This is a genomic window from Methylophaga marina (genome assembly GCF_030296755.1).
GTDB classification, from domain to species: domain Bacteria; phylum Pseudomonadota; class Gammaproteobacteria; order Nitrosococcales; family Methylophagaceae; genus Methylophaga; species Methylophaga marina.
On record NZ_AP027741.1, the window covers coordinates 558,981 to 585,859 of the forward strand.

Here is a 26,879-nt window from a genome sequence, read left to right on the forward strand (position 1 = left end):
TACTATGCTAAGTAAAAGTCACTATACATGAGAAGTCCTTGTATTTTTATTATAACAACACTCAATAAAAATCATTTTTCGTTTAAGGATTGGCAATGGAATTACCACAAGATAAACATGCAGTTTTACGGATTATGGCCAAGCCCAGTGATGTGAATATCGCTGGTGATATTTTTGGTGGTTGGTTAATGTCGCAATGTGATATCGCCGGAGGGATTTACGCTCATCGAATTGCCGGCGGCCGGGTTGTGACTGTTGCCGTCAATAATTTTCAGTTTATTGCGCCTGTGTTGGTTGCTGATATTGTCAGTATTTATGTGGATACCATGCGTATTGGCACATCTTCTATTACGGTGAAGTTGACAGTATTAAGTGAACGTCGTGATGGAAAAAAGAAACAACAATGAAGGTGGCGGAAGCTGACATTGTCTATGTGCATATTGATGAAAACCGCCAGCCAGCCGCTATTACACAGGAATAAGAGCGCTACATAAAATATAAGGCCATAACGGCCTTATATTGATGTTTAAGATATAAGTTCAATCAGACAGCTTGCTTGGTAGCAGCGGCTTGTTGCATACCACTTTTCACCTGCTCTGCCGCGTCTTTCGCGATGGGATCAAGCTCAGCGCCACCGGCATCCAGATATTCCACTAAATCTTCTTTCATTTTTCTGGCCCAAAAGCGTTTGATATGACTGGCAACACGTTCTGCTGCCTCTTTGTCTTCATAAGCGCGATTGTTTGCCGCGATTTGGTTAATCATTTTGATCAAAGTTTCAACCGGACTATGACTCATTTTGTTACTTTCCTTACATTGCCCTGCGGGCTGTTTCGTGATCATGTTGAGTAAACGGATCGTGATAAATGACATGACGACCAGAGCGAGCAAAACCAACCAGTTTCAAACCAACCTGCTGGGCTTGCTCAATTGCAAGTGACGTGGGTGCCGAGACCGCTACCAGACAACCAAAACCGGCACTGGCTGCTTTTTGTACCATCTCATAGCTGGCACGACTGGTGACCAATACAAAGCCTTCGTGTGGTGATAAGCCGGCTTTAACATGTGCACCGATTAATTTATCCAGTGCATTGTGTCGGCCGACATCTTCTCTTGTCAGTATGATAGTACCTTCAAGATCACACCAGGCAGCAGCATGAGTTGCCCCTGTCACTTGTTGCAGCTGTTGATGTTGTTTGATGTTATTCAATCCAACCTGAATCACATCATCCGTAACTTGCACCGACTGAACAGGCTGAATAGGTCGGATGGCTTGTTTGAGTGATTCAACACCACATAAACCACAGCCAGTTCGGCCGACTAAGCTGCGTCGACGTTCACGTAAGGCGTCAAACTTTTCATCATCAATCATCAAACGAACGCTGATGCCATTACTGTTTGACTGCACATGAATATGGCTCACCTGTTCGGCGTTATCCACAATATCCTCGGTCAAACTAAACCCCAGAGCAAAATCAGCTAAATCGGACGGTGTCGCCATCATCACCGCATGAGAGATCGTGTTGTAAACCAGAGCAACAGGTGTTTCAACAGCAATATCGTCATGCTGATATTGGGTAGCCGATTCATCTTTATGAACGGCTACCTCAACATCAACTGTCGTTTTATCAACGCCTGTCATTACTCAGCTTCTACCTCTGAATGAGCGGTGTCTGCCCCTTTCAGTAGTTTCATCTGCAACGCTTCAAATGATTTGAAGTTTTGCTGCCACTCTGAAGGTTGGCTGACTCTCTCAACCTGAACAGCTGTCACTTTATACTCAGGACAGTTGGTCGCCCAGTCAGAGTTGTCAGTGGTAATGACGTTGGCACCACTTCCAGGATGATGAAATGTGGTGTACACGACGCCCGGTAGGACTTTATCGGTAATACGAGCACGCAATACCGTTTGTCCGGCCCGGCTGGTGATACCTAACCAATCGTTTTCCTTAATACCACGTAACTCCGCATCAGATGGGTGAATATCTAACACATCCTCATCGTGCCATGCCTGATTCTCTGTACGACGAGTTTGAGCACCCACGTTGTATTGAGACAAGATACGGCCTGTCGTCAGTAATAATGGGAAACGACTGTTAGTACGTTCATCCGTTGCTACATACTCTGTAACACTGAAACGACCTTTACCAATCGGGAAGTCATCCACATGCATGGTTGGCATGCCAACTGGATTTTCATCATTACATGGCCATTGAATACTGCCCAACTCGTCAAGACGATCATAGTTCACACCGGTAAAGGTCGGTGTCAGCGAGGCAATTTCATCCATAATTTCTGATGGATGGTTGTAATGCATTGGATAACCGAGAGCATTCGATAAATCGACTGTGATTTCCCAGTCTTCCTTACCGGCTAATGCTGGCATCACTTTACGTACACGGTTGATACGACGCTCCGCGTTAGTGAATGTACCGTTTTTCTCCAGGAATGAAGACCCCGGCAATAACACATGAGCAAACTTGGCTGTTTCATTCAGGAACAGATCCTGAACAATCAAGCACTCTAAAGAACGTAAGGCTTTTTCAACATGTTGTGTGCCAGGGTCAGACTGAGCAATATCCTCACCCTGAACATATAAGGCTTTAAATTCGCCAGCAATGGCTGAATCAAACATGTTTGGAATACGCAGGCCTGGCTCATTATCCAGTTTCACACCCCAGACTGATTCGAAGTGTGTGCGTGCTGTGTCATCTGAAACGTGCTGATAACCTGGCAGCTCATGTGGGAACGAGCCCATATCACATGAACCTTGCACATTATTCTGACCACGTAATGGGTTTACACCCACACCTTCACGACCGATATTACCCGTTGCCATGGCGAGATTAGCAATACCCATGACCATAGTTGAACCTTGGCTATTTTCGGTGACACCAAGACCGTAGTAAATCGCACCGTTCTTCGCTGTTGCGTAAGTTCTGGCCGCTTGACGCACTTTGTCTGCCGCAACACCTGTTGTTGCTTCAACCGCTTCAGGTGAATGACGTTCATCACGAATGAATTCACGCCATTTTTCATAGCTTTCCATATCACAACGTTTTTCAACAAACGCTCTGTCTTCCAGTCCTTCGGTCACCACAACGTGGGCAATTGCATTGACCAATGCCACGTTAGAACCAGGACGTAAGGCTAAATGCTGTGCTTTTTTCAGATGTGGTGTTTTTAGCAAATCAATATGACGTGGATCGGCCACAATTAGATCAGCCCCTTCACGCAGACGACGACGCATTAATGAACCAAACACCGGATGCGCATCTGTTGGGTTAGCACCGATAACCATAATGACATCAGATTTCATCACAGAATCGAAGTTCTGCGTACCCGCAGATTCACCCATGGTGACTTTCAAACCATAACCAGTCGGTGAGTGACATACGCGTGCACAGGTATCCGTGTTGTTATTACCAAACGCCGCACGAACTAATTTTTGAACCAGATAACTTTCTTCATTAGTACAACGTGATGAGGTAATACCTCCGACACTTTCACGACCATATTTCGCTTGAATATCTTTTAAACGCGTCGCTGCAAAGTTAATCGCTTCTTCCCAGCTGACTTCCTGCCAAGGGTCTGTGATCGACTCACGAATCATTGGCGCTTTAATGCGGTCTTTATGTGTCGCATAACCAAAGGCAAAACGGCCTTTCACACAAGAGTGACCATGGTTTGCATCACCGCCTTTATAAGGCACCATGCGAACAACCTGATCGCCTTTCATTTCTGCTTTGAATGAGCAACCGACACCGCAATAGGCACATGTAGTGACAACACTGTGTTCAGGTTGCCCCATTTCGATGATACTTTTCTCCATCAGGGTGGACGTTGGGCATGCCTGTACACAGGCACCACAAGACACACACTCTGAATCCATAAAGTCTTCGTCTTGACCCGCTGCGACTTTCGAATCAAAACCACGACCATCAATGGTTAAAGCGAAGGTGCCCTGCACTTCTTCACAGGCACGTACACAACGTGAACAAACGATACATTTGCTTGGATCGAAGCTGAAATACGGATTGGAATTGTCTTTTTCACTATCCAGATGGTTTTCACCCTGATAGCCATAACGTACTTCACGCAGCCCTACATCACCGGCCATGTCCTGTAGTTCACAGTTACCGTTGGCAGGGCAAGTCAAACAATCTAGAGGATGGTCCGAGATGTACAGCTCCATCACATTTCTGCGTAATTTCGCTAACTTGCTGTTTTGCGTGGTGACTTTCATGCCTTCATCAACAGTTGTTGTACATGAAGCCGGATAGCCACGTCGTCCTTCAATCTGAACAGCACATAAACGACAGGAACCAAAGGATTCCAGATTGTCGGTGGCACATAATTTTGGAATATTGATATTCGCTAATGAGGCGGCACGCATCACTGACGTTCCTTCTGGAACCGTGATTTCCACGCCATCAATTTCTACTGTTACTAAGGTCTCCGATACACGAGCTGGTGTACCGTAGTCTTTATTTGGATTAAATGTTTCAATTCTCATGTCGTCACTCCTAGCGCGCTGCGCTGAGTTCTTCTGGGAAATATTTCATCACGCTCTGGACAGGGAATGGTGTCATTCCTCCCATAGCGCAAAGAGAGCCGTCTATCATGGTTTCGCACAGGTCTTCGAGTAAGACCCAATTCGCGTTAGCATTTTCACCACTGCGTATGCGGTCAATCACTTCTACACCACGTGTGGAGCCGATTCGACATGGCGTACATTTGCCACAAGACTCGACTTTACAAAATTCCATTGAAAAACGAGCTTGTTCTCCCATATCCACGGTTTCGTCAAACATCACGACACCACCATGTCCTAATACGGCACCAACGGCAGCGAACTCTTCATAATCAACAGGTGTATCCCATTGGCTTGCTGGTAGATAAGCGCCTAATGGCCCACCGACTTGAACCGCTTTCAATGGTTTACCGGTCAGCGTACCACCGCCAAAATCTTCCATTAATTCACGCAGACTGATACCGAAAGCCAGTTCAACCAGCCCTCCTTGTTTTACATTACCTGCCAGTTGCAAAGGTAATGTGCCGCGAGAGCGTCCCATGCCATAGTCAGCATAAGACTGACCACCTTTATCCAAAATGTAAGGCACAGCAGCAAATGAAAGTACGTTATTCACTACTGTCGGTTGTCCGAATAGACCGACAATTGCTGGCAATGGTGGCTTGGCTCTGACTAGACCACGTTTGCCTTCGAGGCTGTCTAATAAAGAAGTCTCTTCACCACAGATATAAGCGCCTGCACCCAGTCGCACCTCTAAATCAAATCGTTTGCCCGAGCCGAGAATGTCTTCACCCAGATATCCGGCTTTATAAGCACGTTCGATCGCTTCGTTCAATAATTTATGGGCTACTGGGTATTCAGAACGAAGATAGATGTAACCCTGTGTTGCGTGTACCGCCAGACCAGAAATGGTCATGCCTTCAATCAGCATGAAAGGATCGCATTCCATCACCAGACGATCGGCAAAGGTGCCCGAGTCACCTTCATCGGCGTTACAGACAATATATTTTTGTTCAGATGGGGTATCTAAAACGGTTTGCCACTTAATCCCTGTAGGGAAAGCGGCACCACCACGACCACGCAGGCCTGAGGTTTTAACTTCATCAACAATATTCTGAGGTTGCATTGCGATGGCATTTTTTAGGCCGTTAAAGCCGTCCAGCGCAATGTAGTCTTCGATGGAAATGGGATCGGTAATGCCAGAACGGGCAAAGGTTAGTCTTTGCTGTTTTTTAAGGAAGGGATGCTCTTCAACCAGACCGATGCAACTCTCGTGCTGTTGATTACCATCGAGCATGCCAGCATCAAATAACGCTGATACTTGCTGAGCACTAACTGCACCATAACCAACCCGACCTTGTGCAGTATCTACTTCAACAAGCGGTTCAAGCCAGAGCATGCCACGGCTGCCATTTCGCACAATTGTCGCGTCCAGGTCGCGTTGTTCAATTTCTTGCTGAACAGCTTCAGCTATTTGATCGGCTCCCAAGGAGAGTGCGGTTGTGTCGCAAGGGATATAAATACGCTGACTCATTAGCCGACCTCCTTCATGTCTTGCTGATGGGAAGCCACTAATTCATCAAACCGATCCAGGCTGACACGACCGTGAATATCATCATCAATTCTTATAGATGGGCCGGTAGCACAGTTACCTAAACAATAAACTGGCTCTAATGAGAACTGTCTGTTCGCCGTAGTTTGGTGGTAATCAATACCAAGGGATTGTTTGGCATGTGCTTCCAGGGACCGACACCCCATCGCCTGACAGGCCTCGGCACGACATATTTCTATTGTATGTTTGCCAGGAGGTGTCGTTCTGAAGTGGTGATAAAAACTGATCACCCCATGAACTTCTGCACGTGTTTGCAATAAGGACTCAGCAATTTGCGCAACAGCCTTTTCAGGGATATAACCAATTTCATTCTGAATGGCATGCAAGATGGGTAGCATCGCACCAGGCTTGTGCTCAAGCCCATCAATGATTCGCTGAATAGACTGCTCCGTCCATTCTTTTCCAACTGTCATTTTTTTCTCTCTCCGTTATCTGAAATATGCACAAACACGCATATTTAAATTATCTTATTTTTATTATTGACAAGACATTAGCATAGAGATTGCACGATAAAAATATGCATTTTGAGTCATATTTAAAAACTGTGAATCACCTTTTGTTTTTTATAAGAATATGACCAGAACAAAGGCATAAAATTTCCTTATTTCTTGCCAAGGCCGAATTAAGTGCAAACAGCCATTTGTTTGCACCAAGGATGTGCATAAACGACATCCACAAAACCCCAAAAATATATAAACTACTGATTATTATTAATAATAAAATCTGGCACACTTGATGCTTTATACTAATTACAAACAACATTTCAGCTGCATTTTGTTTGTATTTCTCTCTTGTCTACGTGCTGAGCCTTGGGGTGAACAAATGTTCACCCCTTTTTTTGGGCTCATTTTCTCTCATCAGTTCTGTTAGCATAGCGGACAATTCATCAAAAATTGCCCTCAGATTTCTATGCACCAGCGCACAATTGAAGAACTTCAGCAAGATCATGACTTTGTCACGATAAATCCACATGCTGAAAAACGCACACGCTATGTTCTTGCTCTCACGATCATCACCATGCTCGTGGAAATTATTGCAGGCACACTTTTTGGCTCTATGGCCTTACTAGCTGATGGCTGGCATATGGCCACACATGCCGTAGCCTTTCTCATTACCTTGTTTGCTTATTCTTACGCATCGAAAAACAAAACGAATGCTGCATTTGCTTTTGGTACAGGAAAAGTCAGTGTATTGGGCGGCTTTGCCAGCGCTATTGCTCTAGGCGTCGTCGCTTTGATGATGTTAATAGAATCAGTAGAACGATTAGTCAATCCGCATCAAATCGAATTCAGTGCAGCAATCCTTGTCGCCATCATAGGTCTTATCGTTAACCTCATCAGCGCATTAATATTAAAAGATAACCACGCGCACAGTCATAGCCACGCAAGTCATCACCATCACCACCATGATCACAATTTAAAAGCCGCTTATATGCACGTTTTAGCAGATGCGCTAACGTCCATTTTGGCCATCATCGCGCTTATTGGTGCAATGCTTCTTAATTGGATGTGGCTGGATGCCTTAATGGGCATTGTCGGTGCTGTCATCATCAGTGTCTGGGCTGTTGGTTTAATCAAAGAGACCAGTCCGATATTACTGGATGGCAGCATTGAGCAGGGCTACAGTCAGGCTATTCAGGATCGTATAGAGAATGATGCGGACAATCATATTGTCGATTTCCACATCTGGCATGTGAGTGCTGAGCATTTTGCTGCCATTATTTCTATTGCGACATCTGAGCCCAAACCCACTCAGCATTACAAATCACTACTGAATGAATTTGATCGTTTGTCACACATTACGATTGAAGTGAATCAATATCATCAAAAAAGTGATGATCACTAACCGCTGATTTGCGGTACTTTTCCACAAAAAAAGCAGTATGTTCCTCGTTTTTTGAATTGGCGGTATGAATACTGCATCAGGCTATCTATCACCCGTTAATGACAGCCGAGAGATATGGATATGCTGAACATCGACATCAGCGACTTTCTTCAAAAACATAGATTACCTGATAGTTATCAGACGCTTGCAGAACAATGGTATTTACCTGTTCTTGAAGAAATATCGATGCACCATAAAAGTGCAAAAAGGACGATCACTGTAGGTATTAATGGTGCACAAGGTTCAGGAAAAAGTACGCTGGCCCAACTTGCTGTTTATATTCTTAGAGAACACTACTCACTCAATGTAGTGTCTTTATCACTAGATGATTTTTATTTCACTCGTCAAGAAAGAATACAGCTAGGCCAGGGTATTCATCCTCTACTAACCACTCGTGGTGTACCAGGCACACATGATATTGCTCTTGCTAGAAAAACAATCAGTCAGCTCATAAACCAACAATTTCCAGTCAACATTCCTCGTTTTAATAAAGCAGAAGACGACCGGGCCCCTGCTGAGTCAGAAGAAATCATTACTCAAGCTGTTGATGTCGTCATCTTTGAAGGTTGGTGCCTGGGAGCCGAAGCACAGGATGATCGTCTACTTAAAGCGCCCATTAATGATTTGGAAGAGTTCGAAGATGACTCACAAGTCTGGCGACGTTATGTGAATGAGCAATTAGCCAGGTTTTACCCAAAACTGTTTGAACTGATTGATATCTGGATCATGCTCAAAGCGCCTTCTTTTGACTGTGTCTATCAGTGGCGGCTTGAGCAAGAAAACAAATTGAAATCAAGCTTGTCTGAGCAGCAGACAAGCACACAAATTATGGATGAGAAAGCGGTCGGACGCTTTATCAAATATTATCAACGTATTACCGAAAATACACTCAACACGTTGCCAAACAAAGTGAACTATTTATTCGAACTTGATGAAAATCGCCAAATCACCCAACTCACTCAACCGCTACCAACCAAACTAAGCAGCAATGCGCCCCATCAATGGTTGGTGTTTACCGATATGGATGGCACTCTGCTTGATCATCATAATTATCACTTTGATGAAGCCATACCGACACTCGCAGCACTTGAGCAGAATCAGATTCCCGTTATACCTGTTACCAGTAAAACAGCGGCTGAAGTGGAGCTCATAAGAGATAGTCTTGGCAACCATCACCCTTTTATTGTGGAGAATGGTGCGGCTGTCTATATTCCAGAAGGTTACTTTGACCAGCAACCAGAAGATACTGAAAAACGAGGGAAATATTGGGTTAAAAGTTTTGTTCAGCCTCGACAACATTGGCAGTCATTGATTGACCAGGTTCGTCCTGCTTATCAGCATGAATTTAAAACATTCGCTGATGCAGGTATTGATGGCATTATTGCGATGACAGGTCTGAATGTCCATGCAGCTGCTTGTGCTGCAAGACGCGAGTTTGGCGAACCTGTGTCATGGCATGGCAACGGCAATCTCAAACACCAGTTTATAACTGAGCTGACAGCACTTGGTGCCAATATTCTTGAAGGCGGACGGTTTATCCATGTTTCGGGCCAATGTGATAAAGGTCAGGCCCTCGCCTGGTTAACCGCGGTTTACCAACAAACCCAACCACAGCAAATTATTCAGACACTGGGAATAGGTGACAGTCAAAATGATAAAGCGATGCTAGAGCAAGCCGATTACGCTTTGCTTATTCGCTCACCTGTTCATGGTCTACCAGACATAGATAGAACAGATAACTTAACTGTGTCCACTTTTTTCGGCCCTAAAGGTTGGGCTGAAGGTGTCACTCAAATCATCGATGCAAAGCAGCATTCCGATTCATTTAACTTACCCCGAGGCAATCATGGCTGATTTTCACCAGAATGGGATTATTACTACTCTTCATAACTTAACAGATCGCCACTTAGCTGATCTTGAAAGCGATCTTGTTCAATTTAGCAAACAAAGGCCTATGGGATTACTGCTCCCTTCCCTTTTTTCAGAGCTCGAAGGTGAGGCGCTCCCTAATATTATTCAGCAGCTTAAAACGGTTCCTTACTTATCTGAAATTGTTATTGGTCTGGATCGCGCGGATGAAGACCAATATCGTCATGCCATTAACTTCTTTTCGGCCTTGCCACAGCACCATCGTATTTTATGGAATGATGGGCCGAGACTCACCGCGATTGACGAAGAACTGCAATCGCTGGGGCTCGCGCCAAAAGAAAAAGGTAAAGGTCGTAATGTCTGGTATTGCACGGGGTATATCATTGCCTCTGGAAAAGCGGAATCAATTGCCCTGCATGATTGCGACATAGTGACTTACACCAGTGATTTACTCGCACGCTTAATCTACCCTGTCGCTAACCCGATGTTTAATTATGAGTTTTGTAAAGGTTATTACGCTCGCGTGGCCAGTGGAAAGCTAAATGGCCGTGTGAATCGTTTACTCGTCACGCCGCTTATCCGCGCACTGAAGATGGTCGTCGGTAACCAGCCTTATCTGGAATATATGGATAGCTTCCGATACCCGCTGGCCGGTGAGTTTTCATTCAGACGCGATGTATTATCTGATATTCGTATCCCGAGTGACTGGGGTCTGGAAATAGGTGTGTTATCAGAAATGCATCGTAACTATGCCAATAATCGACTCTGTCAGGTGGATGTAGCCCAAGTTTATGATCATAAGCATCAAGAATTATCACCGGACGATCAGCAGGCCGGTTTATCCAAAATGTCGATCGACATTGCCAAATCGCTATTTAGAAAACTAGCCACGAAAGGTACGGTATTCACGCCTGAATCATTCCGAACGCTAAAAGCGACTTATTACCGTATCGCACTCGACTTTGTGGAAACCTACCACAATGATGCAGTGATGAACGGCCTGCATTTCGACATTCATCAGGAAGAAGAGTCTGTTGAAATGTTTGCTAAAAACATCATGGATGCAGGTCAAATGTTCCTGGAGAATCCGATGGAAGTCCCCTTCACGCCAAGCTGGAGCCGAGTACAGAGTGCACTGCCAGATATTTTTGAACGAATTTATGATGCTGTTGAAGCTGACTATCAGGATTTTTCTGCATAAGGGATACCAAAAATGACACCCAATGATGAGCAACTTCAACGATTGAAAGAGACAGTTCTCCATCATCTCAACGCTATTTATTCTGAGACCTCTACTGATTTTTCGCTAGGCACCTTATGCGATGACATTATCCGCATCATGCGGTTAGATCAGGATTTCAAAGAAAGCATTGCGCATAAAAATAACTGGGATCAAACGGATATTGTTCTTATTACCTACGGTAATAGTGTAAAAAAAGAAGGTGAAGCACCTTTAAAAACGCTGTATCGTTTTCTTAATAATGAAATCAGTGGTTATATAAATGGCGTGCATATCTTGCCATTTTTCCCATATTGCTCAGATGATGGCTTTGCCGTCATGGATTATTATGAAGTTAATAAAGCATTGGGAGATTGGGAGGACATTGAAGCCATTGCCAGTGATTATCGTCTGATGGCTGATCTTGTTATCAATCATGGTTCCAGCAGCGGCACTTGGTTTAAGAACTTTATTAAAGGTGATGGTCCAGGTCATGACTATTTTTTCACCACGTCACCAAGCACGCCCATCAGTCAGGTAGTCAGACCGAGAACCAGCCCCTTGCTCCGTGAAACAGAAACTCATGATGGCACTCAATATGTCTGGTGCACTTTCAGTCATACTCAGGTGGATTTTGATTTCCGTAACCCTGAAGTGTTAAAAGAATTTATTAATATCGTTCGCTTTTATCTGGATAAAGGAGTGCATATTTTCCGGCTGGATGCGGTGGCTTTCTTGTGGAAAAAAATCGGCACAAACTGCCTCAATCTTCCAGAAACACACGAAGTAGTCAGGTTGATGCGAAGTTTGATTCAACACGTGGATCCAAATGCCATCATTATCACTGAAACCAATATCCCAAACAGAGAAAACCTGAGTTATTTTGGTAATGCTAATGAAGCTCACTGTATCTACAATTTTTCGCTGCCGCCTCTTTTGGTCAATACGCTAGTCACAGGAGACTGTTTTTATTTAAAACAGTGGTTGATGAGCATGCCGCCAGCACAACATGGGACAGCATACTTTAACTTTATTGCTTCGCATGACGGCATAGGCCTGAGGCCGGCTGAAGGCTTATTAAGTGAAGCTGAGATTGCTTCTTTAATCAGTACTATGCAGCAATTTGGTGGGCGTATTTCCTGGCGGGAAGGCGAAAATGGTGTGAAAAAACCTTATGAAATCAATATCTCACTGTTTGATGCACTTCAAGGCACAACATCGGGTAAAGATGAGTGGAATATTGACCGTTTTATCTGTGCTCACGCCATCATGCTGGCTTTAGAAGGTATTCCTGGCATTTATATTCATAGCTTGCTCGCTACCAGTAATGATTTAGAAAAGCTGGAACACACGGAACAAAACCGTTCGATTAATCGTCATGAATGGGATGAAGCTTCCTTGATGAGCGAATTATCAACGCCATCATCTCAACATGCACAAGTTTCAGAATTACTTAAGAAGCTGATACATCTAAGAAAACAACAGCGGGCTTTTCATCCGAATGCCACTCAGTTTACACTGCACCTTGGTGAAAAACTGTTTGGGTTTTGGCGACAAAGTATGGACAGAAGACAAAGTATCTTCTGCATTTACAATATAAGCGATACCGAACAACCACTTCGTATTGCCAACCTCAATCTGGTTGTTACAGACCGATGGTGGGACCTGATAAGTGGTGTTATTCTAGATGGTTCATCTGACATGATTACAGTTGCGCCATACCAAGTACTATGGATTACAAATGGCTAAGGTATTGTCATCAGACTTTCATACCATTTAGCTAAGCTATATAAAAAATAAGGATTAATGAATGCAATCAGTAAAAAAATTCGTAAATGTCTTTTCCCTGTAGCTGGTTATGGCACACGATTCCTGCCAGCCACCAAAGCCATGCCTAAAGAGATGTTACCTGTCGTTAACAAGCCTCTTATTCAATATGGTGTCGAAGAAGCCATTGAGGCTGGCGTCACTGAAGTAGGTTTCATCACTGGTCGAGGTAAACGTGCAATTGCTGATCATTTCGACACCAGTTACGAATTAGAACACCAAATCCGTGGTACGAGTAAAGAGAAACACCTGGAAGATATTCGTGAAGTGATGGATACCTGTAACTTCATCTTTATGAGACAACGTGAAATGCTCGGTTTGGGTCATGCGATTCTAACTGGTCAACCTATTATCGGTGACGAACCATTTGCCGTTATCCTGGCTGACGACTTGTGCGCTCGTACAGATGAAGATGTAAGCAAACGTGCATTAGGCCAATTGGTTGAAGTCTACGAAAAATATAACTGTAGTGTTATTGCTATTGAAGAAGTACCCGGCGATAACATCAGCAGCTACGGTGTCATCTCTGGCCGTGAAATCGAAGATGGTCTATTTGAAGTCGATGACATGGTAGAAAAACCAAAACCTGAAGATGCGCCAAGTCAGCTAGGTATTATTGGTCGTTACGTATTAACGCCTGATATCTTTGAATACATTGAAAAAACAGCGCCTGGTGCCAATGGTGAAGTACAAATCACTGATGCTATCCGTACTCTGGCAAAAGAAAAACGCGTTTTGGCACTCAAATTTAAAGGTCACCGTTTTGACTGCGGTAGTATTGATGGCTTTGTTGAAGCGACCAACTACTACTACCAGCGTGATCATGCTAAAAAGTAAACACTGATTCGCTCTTCAAAAAGCCGGCTTCCCCGCCGGCTTTTTTATATGGTTTTTCGATGTCCTTTGGGTTTCCAGGCGGGTGCAATAACATTGGGCATAGTAGACTTCTGTAAAAGTCTGGCAGGCGCCAAAGTCAGCTCACCATACCGGTAATTGACTTTATCAACGGTCTGGTTGATATGTTCTCTTTGTATATCAGGTTGCTCGAATAAATCTAATTGTTTTCCTTGTTGAGGTGATAAGGCTGTCACCTGTACCTGCCAAACACCTTGTCCCGCCCAATAAAAATCAACAAACGCTTTACATAACTGATAAATGACGTGTCCATCATCGGTATAGATACCTGCATGGGCTTTGGTTTTAAGCCATCCGCGCTCTGTTTTTAAACCAATAAAAAAACACTCAGCCTGATAATGAAAACAACGCATCCTGGCTGCCACTTTCTCTGCCATATGCTGTAAATAGATCAAGACCGTATTTTTTTGATGGGTGCCAGGCGGGAGTACCTTGCCATGACCAATGGTTTTAGGTGCTTTCACATTAAACGTCAGGCGCTCCGGATCTTGTCCTTGTGCCATGAGCCATATACGCCGACCTAAATGACCAAACCGTTTTGATAACAGGCTCATCGGTATGTTTTTCATTTCACCACAGCGTTCCACTCCATAATGCGCTAAAAAACGACCAATCCCCTTATTAATCCCACTCAGCGCCGTGACAGGTTCGGGAGCCAGCACGTCAGCAGCCTCTTCCGGATGAATCACGGTCATGCCATCAGGCTTTTCCTTTTTGGCAGCGAATTTAGCTGTAGTTTTGTCTCCACTCACTCCAACAGAACAGCGTAAACCTGAAACCTGCCAGACTCTTCTCTTAATGAGATAAGCAATATTCATTGCGCCTTTGTATAAAGTCTGACAACGCGTCAAATCCAAAAAAGCTTCGTCTACGCTGAACACTTCCACATCCGGCGTAATGTCGATTAAGCCTTCCATGATGCGTGTTGATAACTCAGCATAGCGATATGGCCGTGAAGGCGCATGGATCAGGCCAGGACATAACTGTCTGGCCTGTTTCAAACGCATTCCGGTATGTACGCCAAATGCTCTGGCTTCATAGGAACAGGTAATAATCGTCGTTCCCTGAAGACCATTGGTTACGGCTACCGGCTTTTTGAACCAATCAGCATTATCCATCTGCTCTACTTGGGCAAAAAAACAATCCATATCCACTAAGGCGATCATGCGTGGCCATGGTGATAAGGCATCAATAGTCATTATTTAAGGATAGGTACGTAACTGACCGACCACTACACCTTGGACCCGTACACGACTGGCAGGCAAGGTGACAGGTTCATAATTAGCATTAGCAGGCATTAATGTCACGGTGCCATCGTTATTAATTAACAGCGTTTTCAGGGTGGCATCAAACCCATCCACCAAAGCAACAACAATATCGCCATGACGTGCTGTTGGCTGGGATTGCACCACGACATAATCGCCCGACATAATGGCCTTATCAATCATCGAGTCACCGTTTACTTTCAGTACAAACCGTCCCTTTCCAGTAAACATATCGCTCAAATCAATTTCAGACTCATCAGCAATGGCTTCCACTAAGCGGCCAGCGGCGATTTTTCCTTTTACTGGCAAAGTGACGGATGTCAGCGGAGCAGGGTCAGGCTGCTCGGTTAAGTGCAGTCCTCGTGTTCTTCCGACATGTCGCTCTAGAAGTCCGGCATCCACCAATGCCTGGATATAACGATGGGTTGTGCCTTGAGACTTTATCCCTAAGCCCTTGGCAATCTCAGAAACCAGCGGTGAACGTCCCTGTTCATCTATGTATTGACGAATAAAATTCAATGTATCTTGTTCACGTTCGGTCAGCATCATCTCTTCCTTTTAGAGAAAATATTGAGAAGAGAAAATATAGAGAATTTATTCCATTTCAGCAAGTATTATTTTTAATCATATCCACATGAACAAGGCGAGCTTATATCTTTGTTATTAAAGGAGTAAATTCAAGGGATAACTAGACTTAATGCCGTGTTTCAGCGATAATTGTCGCCTTTTCAAGCCTTTCCCATCGAAGGCTTACCTCTCATGACTCAGTCAAAATCAAAATAAATTACTGCTAGCACCTTGCTATGCATGGTGTGTATGAGTCATAGCTCGGTTTGGTTTATAAAGGGATCCTATGTTTAATCTGTTACTGAAACGCCCACAAAACATAAAGAATGATGTGTTATCTGGACTGACTGTTGCCTTAGCGCTTGTGCCAGAAGCGGTGGCTTTTGCCTTTGTGGCTGGTGTTGAGCCTTTAGTCGGTTTATATGCCGCATTTCTTGTCGGACTTATCACCGCGGCGATTGGTGGCCGGCCAGGTATGATTTCAGGTGCGACAGGCGCGTTAGCGGTTGTTATGGTGGCATTGGTGGCACAACACGGTGTGGAATATTTATTTGCCACTGTCGTGTTAATGGGCATTCTGCAAATCCTGGCTGGGGTATTCCGGTTGGGTAAATTTATTCGTATTGTCCCACTTCCGGTTATGTTGGGGTTTGTAAATGGTCTGGCCATGGTCATCTTTCTGGCCCAACTCAAAGCCTTTAAAGTCACTGGTGAAAATGGTGAGGAACAATGGCTATCAGGTGAGCCATTATGGTGGATGTTAGGTCTGGTCGCTTTAACCATGGCGATTAGCTATTTCTTGCCTAAGTTAACTAAAGCTTTCCCATCCTCTTTGGCCGCTATTATTGTCGTTACTCTAGTGGCAATTGGCCTGCATCTTGATATTCGTAATGTAGGTGATATTGCTTCTATTGCCGGCGGTCTTCCAGAGTTCAGTATTCCGATGGTTCCCTTCAATCTGGAAACATTACTGATTATCGCGCCCTACTCCTTTATCTTAGCGTTTATTGGTTTAACAGAGTCCTTACTAACCCTCACTCTCATTGATGAAATCACAGAAACAACAGGCCGCCCAAATAAAGAATGTATTGGTCAAGGTGTAGCTAACACCGTAACAGGCTTTTTTGGCGGCATGGGCGGTTGTGCCATGATTGGTCAAAGTATGATCAATATTAACTCGGGTGGACGCGGTAGATTATCTGGTATCTCGGCAGCCTTATTCTTACTTTGTTTTATTTTATTTGCATCACCACTGATTGAAATCATCCCTATTGCGGCTTTAACGGGCGTGATGTTTATGGTGGTACTGGGTACCTTCGAATGGGCGAGTTTTCGCTTACTGGGCCGTATTCCATTACCGGATGCCATTATCGGTATTTCCGTCGCCGTGATTACTGTCTTTACTGATCTGGCTATCGCCGTGATTACCGGTATCATCATGTCTGCGTTGGTTTTCGCTTGGCAACATGCCAAACATATCTATCTGAAAAGTTATAAAAATGAACAAGGCTCTATTGTTCATGAGTTAAACGGACCGTTATTCTTTAGTTCGGTGCGTAACTTTAATGATTTATTTGATCCGAAAAATGATGATGCGGATGACGTCATTCTAGATTTCAAAAACTCGCGGGTTTATGACCATTCCGCTATTGAAGCTATTGATTCGTTGGCAGATCGTTATATCAAAGCTGGGAAAACACTGCATTTAAGGCATTTAAGTGAAGAATGTAAACAATTACTGAACAATGCAGCGGATCTGATTGAAGTCAATGTGATGGAAGATCCGCATTATCATATTGCTGATGACAAGCTGGCATAAAAGCCAAATAACTGCTATCTTTAGCGCCATAATAATAAGTTTAAAATTGTATAACCTATTGAACTACGAGAAAAAAACATGTTAAAAAAATCGATAAATTGCTGATAGAAAAGTTTCCACATATTATTCTGGGCTTTACTGCATTTTGGCTGCTACTCATTGCTTACGGCCTTTATCACAACTAAGCCAATCAGCGTATTATTAAAAGGCCAGTCTTAGACTGGCTTTTTTTATGCCTATAAATTAGCATCGATTCAGCAAGTGATTGATTTTTGATCTAGGTCAATGCCCGATATCCACAGTAGATAAATAATAACCTCACGCTGTTTAGACAGCAGACTATTTTCAGAGGGGAGAACTATTATGGAAAAAATCGAACACTATATTCACGATAACTTTGCCGCATTAATCTGCGTGATGTCTGTTGCATGGCTAGCACTTGTTGCTTACGGCCTAATCATGTCCTAATCCAGTTAAGGCATCAATAACTCAAAACTTGCCCGGGCAACACACTGGCCGTTTAATAAACACTCAACCTCATGTGTGCCCGGGTAATATTGTCTTGTCGAAATCTTCTTCAAGCTATGTCGTTTTTCCAACTGAAGATATTGTCCTTCACTTAAATGAATATTTTTCCATTTAAATACTTTTTCTCTGCTTATTTTCCCTCCCGCACCAACAAAGCGAATTTTGTAATCTAATACAAGGTATTGAATCTGTTTGCTCAGCATTCCCAATTCCAGCACGAGTGTTTCTCCAAGCTGTAATACTGACTGAGAAAGCCGAAGCTGTGCTTGTTCAATGTTAACCGAGTGACTAAAACCTAAAAGCGGATAGACATCTGTTATACCTTGTTTAACGAGACTTCTCATCGCATGGCGAATCACCCAACTCGTATTATCAGAAGCATTTTTTTGCCATTGAGAACAGACATCAATAACCATTTGAGGATGATCTTTACTCATATCATTGATGTTATTAGCCACAGACCGTCTCACATATAGACTCGAATCACTTTTTAACTTCTCAAGAAGCGGCCATATAAGAGCGGGATCATGACGTAGTTCAGCGAGTTGCGGTGCCCAGGGTAAACGCGGGCGAATGCCTTCAGAAGCTAATCTTCGTACATGTTCATCATCATGTTCAGCCCATAACAGCATTTGCTGATAGGTTTCATCAAAGTGAGCCTTCAGAAAAAAACGAATAGCAAACTCAGCTGTAAATAATGAAGTGAGTTTTTCGAGTGCAGCAAAAGAAACGTTGCGATGCTCCAGACCATATAAAGCAACATAATCAATTAATGGCCAGGCTAGGTAATGTGCCCACCCAGAAAAATGTTCATCTCTAAGAGACTCAGCCGCCTCTAATAAGATATTTATTGCATCAACATAATCGTGAGGTAGATAAACATGCAAACTCTTCGCAAGATAATCTGCACGCGCCTTGAGCTCCAGCTCATCTAGTTTGAGAGATGCAGTCTCAATAAAATCCGTTACAGCAAAATCAGGCCACACTGAATGAATCAGAGAGCCGATTTCCTTCACTGCAGGAATATGAAGTTTATTTTTGAGTTGTTCAGCCATAAAAAAAGCCGCGATGGAATCGCGGCTTTTATCATACGGTATTCTGTCTTAGCTTAGGCAGTTTTTTTACGTCTGCGCATTGCTGTCATACCCATCAAACCAGAACCTAGTAACCATACAGCAGCAGGAACAGGTACTTCGCTAACAGGTGGGCAATATTCGCCATTCACTGTTAACTCAGCCCAGAAAACGTCTTCGCTCCATTTTGAAAACCAAGCCTTGAATGAGATGCCAGCAAGGATTTCGTCAAATAAGTCTGAGCTTAGGCTGAACATTTCAACACCGCCATCCAGAGAACCTAAGTAGCTCAAACCAGTACCATACCAGTTATCAGTATAAGCATATAAATCATCCCACCAACCATTTGCATTTGTCGAAATTTTTAGTGTGGCAGATGTAATGTCTAAATCTGCAGGGTCAGTGATAGCATCGAAATCCATATAACCAAACTCATAATAGTTCGATACTGAGGCAGTAAATGTTTCTGAGTATGTTTCAGGGTTATCACATAAAGATGAATCGTCCCCACAACCACCATGATGGTGGTGGTGACCATGGAAAAATGTTGCTGAAGCAACACTTGAAAAACCTAGCAACATAGCAGCTACTAAAATAGCCGATTTGTAAAATTTCATAGAATTATCCTTGTTTACTATGCAGCCCGGCCATCTTTAAAAAAAGACCCGTGGCTTTCCGTCACATGGCTCACACCAAGGTTGGCTTATCTGTTTATTATGCAATCACTATCTGCAAGATAGATATTAGTGAGTTGTAATGTGCCAAACAATTGTACTTTGGTACTAAAAAGTAAAATAAATCAGCTTATTACGACTCTACTTGTCCGATAACTTCACTGTTAACGGATAAATAAGTCCGACTCAACTTATTCCGGACGATTGCATAATATGAGGATATCTATGTCGGAACAATTGTACTTTGGTACAGTTTTTAATCTTTTTTAACGTTTTTTTACAAATACAGCAATAGACTCGACATGGGTGGTATGTGGGAACATATCCATAATGCCTGCCGATTCCATAATGTAGCCATGCTGGTTCACCAGTTCGCCAGCATCACGTGCTAGCGTTGCAGGATTACATGAGACATATACCAATCGCTCAGCACCTAACGCAGCTAATTGATGCAACACTTCAAATGCCCCACTTCTGGGAGGATCCAGTAAAATCTTATTAAACCCTTTTTGTGCCCAAGGATAATCTTTCAATTCTGTTTGGGTGAGATCCGCTTGCTCAAACTCGGCATTAGATAAGGCATTAAGTGCGGCATTATTTTTTGCGTGTTGTACCAGTGCAGCATCACCTTCAACGCCAACGACCTCTGTCACCCGTTTAGCTAAAGGCAAAGTAAAGTTGCCGAGCCCGCAGAACAAATCAAGAATACGATCTCCATCCTGAACATCCAGCAGCGTCATGGCCCTTTGAATCATTTTTTCGTTAATACCCGCATTCACCTGCGTAAAGTCACTCGGGTCAAACTGTAAGTTCAACCCCGGCTCTGGTGCGTAACTAAGCTGAGCAGACTCAGGCCATAATAAAGACACGGTATCCGGCCCACCTGGTTGCTGATAAATCCATAAATTATTGTTTTGTCCAAAGCTAATCAATGCATTTTTATCAGTCTCGGATAATTCATCCAGATTACGAAACACCAATGCGACATGTTCATCATCCATTGCCACTTCAATCTGAGCGATGCGGTTATAGGCTTCCAATCCACCAATTAATGAAGCTAAATCCGTTAAACGATGACCCACACGTGGATCTAACACTTCACATTGTTCAAGCATGGCAATGTACGGCGATGACTTTTCCCTAAAGCCCACTAAAACTTGTTCTTTTTTAGCGACGTATTTAACGCCGAGGCGTGCTTTACGACGATATCCCCATAATGGACCGGTTAAAGGTTCCAACCACTGTTCAGGGCTTAAGTTACCAAAATGAGTAAAGTGTTCAGCCAATGTGGCCTGTTTATGAGCCAACTGTGCTTCAGGTGACATATGCATCAAACTACAGCCGCCACAAATACTAAAATGCTGACATTTTGCCTCTACCCGATCATCAGCAGCAGACAAGACTTCTACCGTGCGCGCTTCATCATATTTTTTATGAACCCGACTATATTGAAAGTTCACTTTTTCTCCGGCTAATGCGCCATCTACAAAAACAGTTTTGCCTTCGATGCGAGCAATTCCCCTGCCATCATGTGATAATGACTCAATCTCTGCTGTCACAAGCTCTTGCGGTATTCTTTGTCTGCGGCTACGTCTTGCCATTGTTATCTCTTATCTCTGAAAAATAAAAATCCAGTGGTGTTTTCACACCACTGGATATCGTTATTATAATCAATCTGATGTAATTATTTTTGTTTCCAGCTGCCGCCTTGTTGATACCACCAGCCATTAGCAGCATTACTAATCCAACGTTGTGCAAATGTTTGCTGGATATCATTCTGCCATTCTGGATGACCATTGGCTCTGGCGATTTCAGCATATAACGCTTTACGATCATTATTTTCAGCGGCAATCAAGCTGTTTAACTGATTACGGTCTTTTAACGGTACCGACTTAGCATCACGCAATGTAATAAAACCATCATCAGTTAAACCTATTGCGCCACTATTATAGAAAAGCTTCAGGCTTTCATGGCGTGATTTCATATTCGACTGTAATGCATTGATAGCGGGTGAATTGATATTAATATCCGCGCCCGCCGCTTCAGCTTTCGGTACCATCCAGTTCAATATCGACATTGCCAGTGGCAACTTGGCATCTGATACTGAAGACTGCTTATCCTGATCATCAGATTTAATCGTATCAGCGGGGTTTGTATCTGGTCCCCATACATCTTCAATAATTCTATCTGCCGCTTTTTCAGCTGCCGCTGCTGGGAAGTAGATATTTATAGTCACGCACGAGACCAACATTAATCCCGACACCGTCCCCGTTAACCATTTCATGATTTGCATAACCTCTCCTTACTCAATTATCGGTCCAGAACTATTTTGTACCGCTTTGATACGCTCTAATAAATCTGCCCAGTCCACTCTTCGTGTATAACCAATCACATCAATCCATGGTGGTAAACCGCCACCACCTTTCACAATATAGTACCCCTGATCAGCATCTTCGATGCCAGCCATTTCACAGACATCATTTCGTAAATAACAAGACAGTCCTAAACGTTTGTAAGAAAAGTCATCAAAAAAACGTAAAAAACTTCTGGATATCATGCCTGTTGCACCACCGCCAACCTGCGTTAAATTATCTACGGCACGCTGACTGATAACACGTTTTCCCGGATTATCTTCAGACGTTTCTAATGTGGCATCAAACTGGACCGGTTTCCAATCAGACAATCGTAAGTTATGAACAGCTCCGGACACACGACCTGTAATTTTTCCCACATCAAACGTTTTGGTTAACAGTGCTAAATCTAACTCTGTGATATCAATATTGGCATACAGTTGTGGTAATACGCCAAGAGGATCCGTCAAACGCAAGTCGCGAATGACTGTCGTACCATCGAAGACTTTAACTTGTAATGCCCCATCGATAGTTAATTGCTGAGATTGGTATCGCACATGAGGAATAACGCCCGATAACTTACCATGCATTGTCGGCCAGTCCAGTGCCTGCGTTAAACTCTCCATGGATATCGGTAACAACAAGCCGTCAAATGACCAGGTTATCTGTTTATCTTCTTGTTGCTGCAAACTCAGCTGATTTATTTGTAGCTCTCCATCCAATACGGGAATCGTCGTTTCTTCTACTAACTTAAAGCCATTTTTCACAGTTTGCGTATGCAGACTGCCGGCACCAATATCGACAGCATACAGTTTGGCTTGCTGCCAGGATAAATAACCATTTAAAGGCTTATCACTATTGGTCCAAACCAGTTCACCATTCAGCTTATCCGCCTTGTAACGCTGCTCACTATCCACCACACTGACGTTATTCAACGTGGCACTCAGCTGATGCTGCTTGTCAGACCAACTTATTGAGGATGAAACCTGACCTGACAATTGTAAATCAGCTGCGGCAGTGCCCACCATAAAAGGCTTTAGCCATGTGGAATAAAACGGTGATAGCGTTTTTACAGTCACATTCGCTTCAACCTTAGTCGGCATATTATCTGTTATTTCAGCAGTGGCCTCTAAAGTAAATTGTTCTGGTTGCGTTAACTTGATATCCGCTAAGGTCCAGTGATTTAAGCCTGATTCATACTTGCCTTCAATGCTTAACTCAATGGCAGAAGTAGATAAATCGACAAAGACAGGATCACTATAAACCTGGCCTGCAGTGAATGAAGATGCAGCAACAATATCCCAGGTATTGTCCGTATTATTTAAGGCGACATCTCCTTGCATTGTCACATTTTCCGCCACCTGACTTGCCGTCGTATTACTAAAACCCAAATCAGTGAATTGCCACTTTGCGGTGGCTGACGATACTCCCAGCAAGTTTCCATCAAAACGTGCTTGAACAGATATCTGACCTTGAGGCTGCCAGTTGTTGACCACATCAATGTATTGTTTATCCAAAAATTGAGGTAGCCATTTCTGTAGTGCTGATAAGGGAATATTCTGAGCATCAATATTCACGTCCCAACGCTGTTCATCAAGACTAATATCAAGGCTTACCGTACCACCATCCAGTCTCAGATTTTTTAGCTGGATATGATATTGTTCACCTTCGGTACTGACATCGAGACTAAATTGGATTTGTTGCTGCCCCAGCTCAGGATGAGAAAACTGTAAACTACCTGACTGACAATGAAAGGCATCCGTTAACCAAGCTGCTTTTGTACACTCAAATGTCACATTGCGTAATTGATTCAGTGGTTCAGCTAAGGTGATTTGAGCAGCGGTCCCTGATAGCTTCAGACCATCAGAAGTAAGTTGGACATAGGTCTTCAGCTCTTTCGCATCAAATTTTTCTGCCCAGCTATGTTCACTACTAATTTGAATCGTATTAATAGCGAATACCGGGAATGACCATAAACATAGCCATAAGAAAACTGACTTTGGCGTCAGATAGCTCATTATCAGGCAGGGAAAACGCCTGTTGAGATGTAACGATCGCCACGATCACAGACGATACTGACAATCACCGCATTTTCTACCTGCTCAGAGACCTTCATAGCTGCAGCTAATGCACCACCCGATGACACTCCGGCAAAAATACCTTCTTCAGCGGCCAGTCGTCGCATCATGCTTTCAGCTTCATCTTGAGTGACATCTATTGTTATATCAATGCGCTCTGGCTCGAAAATCTCAGGTAAATAAGCCTGCGGCCAACGGCGAATACCCGGAATACTGGCGCCCTCTGCCGGCTGCACACCCACCACTTGAATCGCTGGTTTTTGTTCTTTTAAATAACGCGATGTCCCCATAATTGTGCCGGTCGTGCCCATTGAACTCACGAAGTGGGTAACTTCGCCCTCGGTATCAGCCCATATTTCAGGCCCCGTAGATTCATAATGGGCCAGAGGATTATCAAAGTTTCCAAATTGATTTAGCACCTTGCCTTTGCCCTCTTTCTGCATTTGTAAGGCCAGATCCCTTGCGGACTCCATACCATCTGTCAGAACAAGTTCGGCACCATACGCTTTCATTGAAGCACGACGTTCAGCACTACTGTTTTCCGGCATAATCAGAATCATTCGATACCCTAATATCGCCGTGACCATCGCCAAAGCAATACCCGTATTGCCACTGGTCGCTTCGATCAAGGTGTCGCCGGGCATGATATCACCCCGTAACTGCGCTTGTTGAATCATACTCACCACAGGTCGGTCTTTAACCGAGCCAGCAGGATTATTGCCTTCCAGCTTCACCAGAATGGTATTACTCGACTCGCCGGGAATACGCTGTAATCTGACAAGCGGCGTGCGGCCAATAAAGGCTTCAATCGTCGGGTAAGATTTCATCAATTTGCTTCCATTAACACAACATAAGCAATCGCATATTCATGATCGTCACTCAGGCTTAACATCGCCTTATCAATATGCATTTTTTCTTTCAGTTCCAGTCCCACTTTTTCGAACTGTAACTCAGGTTTACCCAGTGAATTATTTCTGACGCTGATATGACGCAAACTTAAACCATCCCGAAATCCTGTTCCCATGGCTTTAGCGGCGGCTTCTTTTGCTGCAAATCGTTTCGCTAAAAAATTAGCCGGTTTAAGTTGCAATTTAAACTCGCTGAACTCATGGGCACTGAGTATTCTTTCAGCAAACTTATCACCATGTTTATCGAGTAAGTCTTGCATTCTGGGAATGTGAACCAGGTCTGTGCCAATGCCAATGATCATCCCCGGCGCGCGTCCTGCATCAATTGTTTCATCTCGCGAACCGCTGCCTGAAAGCCAGTAAACACCGAACGCGCCACAATCGCGTGGCCAATATTTAACTCCACCAGTTCTGGTATCGCCGCAATTTTCTGAGTATTGTGGTAATGCAGACCATGGCCAGCATTCACCTGTAATCCCCTTTCATGAGCCTGTTTTGCTGCATCAGCAATCACGGCAAGCTCTCTTTCGGCCTCTGTATCGGTTTCGGCATCAGCATAACGGCCAGTATGAAGTTCTACCACTGGTACACCGCAAGCCACTGCCGCTTCTATTTGAGCCAAATCAGGATCGATAAATAAAGAGACACGTACATTGGCCGCCGCAAGGCGCTGACACGCTTGCTGCATTCGAGACAACTGCCCCGCCACATCCAGACCACCTTCTGTTGTCAATTCCTCACGTTTCTCAGGTACTAAACAACAGTCTGCAGGACGATATTTTTCAGCCATCGCCAACATTTCTTCAGTGACCGCCATCTCAAGATTCATTTTTGTCTGCAAGATATCGCTCAACATCGCCACATCACGTTCCTGAATATGTCGACGATCTTCGCGTAAATGTAATGTGATACTGTCCGCTCCTGCTTGCTCTGCTTCAATCGCTGCCTGAATGGGGTCAGGATAACGTGTTCCACGAGCTTGACGCAGTGTGGCGATGTGATCGATGTTGACACCTAGATAAATAGACATGAATCTCCAAACTCAGTTTGTTTTTGTTGTAAATTGATTAAGCCCAGCAAATAACTGACGACTATGTAAAGGACGGCCGCCCAAGTAATAATTTATCACTGACCGCATCATATGTTTGATTTCTTTCAGGCTCACATCATCAAATTCCGCTTCCTGATCAAGATGACGTAAGCTGCGTCCAGATACCGTATTCTCAAGCTGTTGACCAAATACACGGCGTGGACCACTATCTGGATGGTAAATATACATGCCTTCATCTTCAATATTCTGACCAGAATCGACATCCACCGTTAATGCCAGACCATAGCCTAGATGGCTGAGCAGCGCTTTTTCAAATAATCGCAGGGTAATCTGTTCATTGCTTTTTTGTTGGAGTGAAGACAGCGCCTGACGGTAAGCCAGATAAATCTCTGGTTCCGCTTCATGAAGAGGTAATAACTTGACGAGCAACTCATTCATATAAAGGCCACAGAGGCTGGCATTACCAACAAGACGATAACTGGGTTCATCCACTTCGATGTGACTCAATGTCACTAAATCACCTTGGCCATACCAGCTGAGCCAGAGCGGTTGAAATATTTGTATCGATGAGCTGCGTTTCTTTTTTTGCCGTAAACCTCGAGCGACCAGACTCACTCGCCCATAATCCTGCGTTAACACATCGACCAGTGAACTGGTTTCACGATAGGGTCTATGGTGCAGAACAAAAGCAGACGTCAGCTCCACA

Annotated in this window: 23 protein-coding genes and 1 riboswitch; of the genes, 7 read left to right on the forward strand and 16 right to left on the reverse strand. The window is 43.8% G+C overall.

The genetic code is table 11. The annotated features are described in order from the left end of the window. Window positions 1-95 precede the first annotated feature (95 nt). Complete coding sequence (locus QUE24_RS02780; protein ID WP_286305141.1) at window positions 96-407, forward strand: acyl-CoA thioesterase; 312 nt, start codon at window positions 96-98, stop codon at window positions 405-407. 136 nt (window positions 408-543) lie between these two features. Here QUE24_RS02780 and QUE24_RS02785 read toward each other — a convergent pair whose 3' ends face one another. Genes QUE24_RS02785 through QUE24_RS02805 form a run of 5 tightly spaced genes read right to left on the reverse strand, consistent with a single transcriptional unit; the run spans window position 544 to window position 6,558 of the window. Beyond that, window positions 544-798, reverse strand: a complete 255-nt coding sequence (locus QUE24_RS02785; RefSeq protein ID WP_286305142.1) for a formate dehydrogenase subunit delta — start codon at window positions 796-798, stop codon at window positions 544-546. 13 nt (window positions 799-811) lie between these two features. Further along, window positions 812-1,642 carry a formate dehydrogenase accessory sulfurtransferase FdhD gene (gene fdhD / locus QUE24_RS02790; protein ID WP_286305143.1) on the reverse strand — a complete coding sequence of 277 codons (831 nt, stop codon included), beginning with the start codon at window positions 1,640-1,642 and terminating at the stop codon, window positions 812-814. Further along, window positions 1,642-4,515, reverse strand: coding sequence for a formate dehydrogenase subunit alpha (gene fdhF, locus QUE24_RS02795; RefSeq protein ID WP_286305144.1), 2,874 nt, complete (start codon window positions 4,513-4,515; stop codon window positions 1,642-1,644). The genes fdhD and fdhF overlap by 1 nt, the downstream gene beginning before the upstream one ends. 10 nt (window positions 4,516-4,525) lie before the next feature. After that, window positions 4,526-6,067 carry a formate dehydrogenase beta subunit gene (locus QUE24_RS02800; protein ID WP_286305145.1) on the reverse strand — a complete coding sequence of 514 codons (1,542 nt, stop codon included), beginning with the start codon at window positions 6,065-6,067 and terminating at the stop codon, window positions 4,526-4,528. Continuing rightward, complete coding sequence (locus tag QUE24_RS02805) at window positions 6,067-6,558, reverse strand: formate dehydrogenase subunit gamma (protein ID WP_286305146.1); 492 nt, start codon at window positions 6,556-6,558, stop codon at window positions 6,067-6,069. The genes QUE24_RS02800 and QUE24_RS02805 overlap by 1 nt, the downstream gene beginning before the upstream one ends. 496 nt (window positions 6,559-7,054) lie before the next feature. Between QUE24_RS02805 and dmeF the strand changes: the two genes are divergently transcribed. The 5 genes from dmeF (at window position 7,055) to galU (ending at window position 13,781) form a co-directional block, all read left to right on the forward strand. After that, entirely contained in the window at window positions 7,055-7,990 is a 936-nt protein-coding gene (gene dmeF, locus QUE24_RS02810; protein ID WP_286305147.1) for a CDF family Co(II)/Ni(II) efflux transporter DmeF, read from the forward strand. Between the two features lie 114 nt (window positions 7,991-8,104). Then, window positions 8,105-9,883 (forward strand): HAD-IIB family hydrolase, encoded by a 1,779-nt coding sequence (locus QUE24_RS02815; RefSeq protein WP_286305148.1) that lies wholly within the window; start codon window positions 8,105-8,107, stop codon window positions 9,881-9,883. After that, window positions 9,876-11,099, forward strand: coding sequence for a glycosyltransferase family protein (locus QUE24_RS02820; RefSeq protein WP_286305149.1), 1,224 nt, complete (start codon window positions 9,876-9,878; stop codon window positions 11,097-11,099). The genes QUE24_RS02815 and QUE24_RS02820 overlap by 8 nt, the downstream gene beginning before the upstream one ends. A 12-nt stretch (window positions 11,100-11,111) precedes the next feature. Further along, window positions 11,112-12,866, forward strand: coding sequence for a sugar phosphorylase (locus QUE24_RS02825; protein ID WP_286305150.1), 1,755 nt, complete (start codon window positions 11,112-11,114; stop codon window positions 12,864-12,866). Between the two features lie 57 nt (window positions 12,867-12,923). Next, a complete protein-coding gene (galU, locus tag QUE24_RS02830) occupies window positions 12,924-13,781 on the forward strand; it encodes a UTP--glucose-1-phosphate uridylyltransferase GalU (RefSeq protein ID WP_286305151.1) in 858 nt (285 codons plus the stop codon). A gap of 44 nt (window positions 13,782-13,825) precedes the next feature. Here galU and QUE24_RS02835 read toward each other — a convergent pair whose 3' ends face one another. Together QUE24_RS02835 and lexA are read right to left on the reverse strand one after the other, a co-directional pair. Further along, the gene (locus QUE24_RS02835; protein WP_286305152.1) at window positions 13,826-15,058 is read right to left on the reverse strand and encodes a DNA polymerase Y family protein; all 1,233 of its coding nucleotides are present in this window, start codon (window positions 15,056-15,058) and stop codon (window positions 13,826-13,828) included. 3 nt (window positions 15,059-15,061) lie between these two features. Beyond that, window positions 15,062-15,673 (reverse strand): transcriptional repressor LexA, encoded by a 612-nt coding sequence (gene lexA / locus QUE24_RS02840; RefSeq protein WP_286305153.1) that lies wholly within the window; start codon window positions 15,671-15,673, stop codon window positions 15,062-15,064. Between the two features lie 304 nt (window positions 15,674-15,977). Between lexA and QUE24_RS02845 the strand changes: the two genes are divergently transcribed. After that, entirely contained in the window at window positions 15,978-17,510 is a 1,533-nt protein-coding gene (locus QUE24_RS02845; protein ID WP_286305154.1) for a SulP family inorganic anion transporter, read from the forward strand. Window positions 17,511-17,983: 473 nt separating this feature from the next. On the opposite strand, the gene QUE24_RS02850 is transcribed toward QUE24_RS02845, so the two are convergent. The 9 genes from QUE24_RS02850 to recO all read right to left on the reverse strand — a co-directional run bounded on the left by QUE24_RS02850 (window position 17,984) and on the right by recO (window position 26,878). Further along, complete coding sequence (locus QUE24_RS02850; RefSeq protein ID WP_286305155.1) at window positions 17,984-19,093, reverse strand: DNA alkylation repair protein; 1,110 nt, start codon at window positions 19,091-19,093, stop codon at window positions 17,984-17,986. Window positions 19,094-19,146: 53 nt separating this feature from the next. Next, a complete protein-coding gene (locus tag QUE24_RS02855) occupies window positions 19,147-19,728 on the reverse strand; it encodes a VPLPA-CTERM sorting domain-containing protein (protein WP_286305156.1) in 582 nt (193 codons plus the stop codon). A 17-nt stretch (window positions 19,729-19,745) separates the two neighbouring features. Continuing rightward, a riboswitch (cyclic di-GMP riboswitch) is annotated at window positions 19,746-19,824 on the reverse strand. A gap of 227 nt (window positions 19,825-20,051) precedes the next feature. After that, window positions 20,052-21,386 (reverse strand): 23S rRNA (uracil(1939)-C(5))-methyltransferase RlmD, encoded by a 1,335-nt coding sequence (rlmD, locus tag QUE24_RS02860; RefSeq protein ID WP_286305157.1) that lies wholly within the window; start codon window positions 21,384-21,386, stop codon window positions 20,052-20,054. Window positions 21,387-21,469: 83 nt separating this feature from the next. Next, window positions 21,470-22,078, reverse strand: coding sequence for a YdbL family probable chaperone protein (locus tag QUE24_RS02865; protein WP_286305158.1), 609 nt, complete (start codon window positions 22,076-22,078; stop codon window positions 21,470-21,472). A gap of 9 nt (window positions 22,079-22,087) precedes the next feature. Then, complete coding sequence (locus tag QUE24_RS02870) at window positions 22,088-24,154, reverse strand: translocation/assembly module TamB domain-containing protein (protein WP_286305159.1); 2,067 nt, start codon at window positions 24,152-24,154, stop codon at window positions 22,088-22,090. Window positions 24,155-24,156: 2 nt separating this feature from the next. Beyond that, entirely contained in the window at window positions 24,157-25,041 is an 885-nt protein-coding gene (gene cysM / locus QUE24_RS02875; protein ID WP_286305160.1) for a cysteine synthase CysM, read from the reverse strand. Further along, a complete protein-coding gene (acpS, locus tag QUE24_RS02880) occupies window positions 25,041-25,424 on the reverse strand; it encodes a holo-ACP synthase (protein ID WP_286305161.1) in 384 nt (127 codons plus the stop codon). The genes cysM and acpS overlap by 1 nt, the downstream gene beginning before the upstream one ends. Next, a complete protein-coding gene (gene pdxJ / locus QUE24_RS02885; protein WP_286305162.1) occupies window positions 25,421-26,152 on the reverse strand; it encodes a pyridoxine 5'-phosphate synthase in 732 nt (243 codons plus the stop codon). The genes acpS and pdxJ overlap by 4 nt, the downstream gene beginning before the upstream one ends. 12 nt (window positions 26,153-26,164) lie before the next feature. Next, window positions 26,165-26,878, reverse strand: coding sequence for a DNA repair protein RecO (gene recO / locus QUE24_RS02890; RefSeq protein ID WP_286305163.1), 714 nt, complete (start codon window positions 26,876-26,878; stop codon window positions 26,165-26,167). Window position 26,879: the final 1 nt, after the last annotated feature.

What these genes read in the sequence shown, in the direction of transcription:
- acpS (WP_286305161.1), bottom strand. Translation starts at nt 25,424, where the DNA reads ATGATCATTGGCATTGGCACAGACCTGGTTCACATTCCCAGAATGCAA.
- QUE24_RS02785 (WP_286305142.1), bottom strand. Translation starts at nt 798, where the DNA reads ATGAGTCATAGTCCGGTTGAAACTTTGATCAAAATGATTAACCAAATC.
- fdhF (WP_286305144.1), bottom strand. Translation starts at nt 4,515, where the DNA reads ATGAGAATTGAAACATTTAATCCAAATAAAGACTACGGTACACCAGCT.
- QUE24_RS02800 (WP_286305145.1), bottom strand. Translation starts at nt 6,067, where the DNA reads ATGAGTCAGCGTATTTATATCCCTTGCGACACAACCGCACTCTCCTTG.
- QUE24_RS02825 (WP_286305150.1), top strand. Translation starts at nt 11,112, where the DNA reads ATGACACCCAATGATGAGCAACTTCAACGATTGAAAGAGACAGTTCTC.
- QUE24_RS02780 (WP_286305141.1), top strand. Translation starts at nt 96, where the DNA reads ATGGAATTACCACAAGATAAACATGCAGTTTTACGGATTATGGCCAAG.
- QUE24_RS02845 (WP_286305154.1), top strand. Translation starts at nt 15,978, where the DNA reads ATGTTTAATCTGTTACTGAAACGCCCACAAAACATAAAGAATGATGTG.
- rlmD (WP_286305157.1), bottom strand. Translation starts at nt 21,386, where the DNA reads ATGGCAAGACGTAGCCGCAGACAAAGAATACCGCAAGAGCTTGTGACA.
- QUE24_RS02870 (WP_286305159.1), bottom strand. Translation starts at nt 24,154, where the DNA reads ATGAGCTATCTGACGCCAAAGTCAGTTTTCTTATGGCTATGTTTATGG.
- QUE24_RS02850 (WP_286305155.1), bottom strand. Translation starts at nt 19,093, where the DNA reads ATGGCTGAACAACTCAAAAATAAACTTCATATTCCTGCAGTGAAGGAA.
- QUE24_RS02815 (WP_286305148.1), top strand. Translation starts at nt 8,105, where the DNA reads ATGGATATGCTGAACATCGACATCAGCGACTTTCTTCAAAAACATAGA.
- QUE24_RS02865 (WP_286305158.1), bottom strand. Translation starts at nt 22,078, where the DNA reads ATGCAAATCATGAAATGGTTAACGGGGACGGTGTCGGGATTAATGTTG.
- pdxJ (WP_286305162.1), bottom strand. Translation starts at nt 26,152, where the DNA reads ATGTCTATTTATCTAGGTGTCAACATCGATCACATCGCCACACTGCGT.
- cysM (WP_286305160.1), bottom strand. Translation starts at nt 25,041, where the DNA reads ATGAAATCTTACCCGACGATTGAAGCCTTTATTGGCCGCACGCCGCTT.
- lexA (WP_286305153.1), bottom strand. Translation starts at nt 15,673, where the DNA reads ATGATGCTGACCGAACGTGAACAAGATACATTGAATTTTATTCGTCAA.
- QUE24_RS02820 (WP_286305149.1), top strand. Translation starts at nt 9,876, where the DNA reads ATGGCTGATTTTCACCAGAATGGGATTATTACTACTCTTCATAACTTA.
- dmeF (WP_286305147.1), top strand. Translation starts at nt 7,055, where the DNA reads ATGCACCAGCGCACAATTGAAGAACTTCAGCAAGATCATGACTTTGTC.
- fdhD (WP_286305143.1), bottom strand. Translation starts at nt 1,642, where the DNA reads ATGACAGGCGTTGATAAAACGACAGTTGATGTTGAGGTAGCCGTTCAT.
- QUE24_RS02855 (WP_286305156.1), bottom strand. Translation starts at nt 19,728, where the DNA reads ATGAAATTTTACAAATCGGCTATTTTAGTAGCTGCTATGTTGCTAGGT.
- galU (WP_286305151.1), top strand. Translation starts at nt 12,924, where the DNA reads ATGAATGCAATCAGTAAAAAAATTCGTAAATGTCTTTTCCCTGTAGCT.
- QUE24_RS02805 (WP_286305146.1), bottom strand. Translation starts at nt 6,558, where the DNA reads ATGACAGTTGGAAAAGAATGGACGGAGCAGTCTATTCAGCGAATCATT.
- QUE24_RS02835 (WP_286305152.1), bottom strand. Translation starts at nt 15,058, where the DNA reads ATGACTATTGATGCCTTATCACCATGGCCACGCATGATCGCCTTAGTG.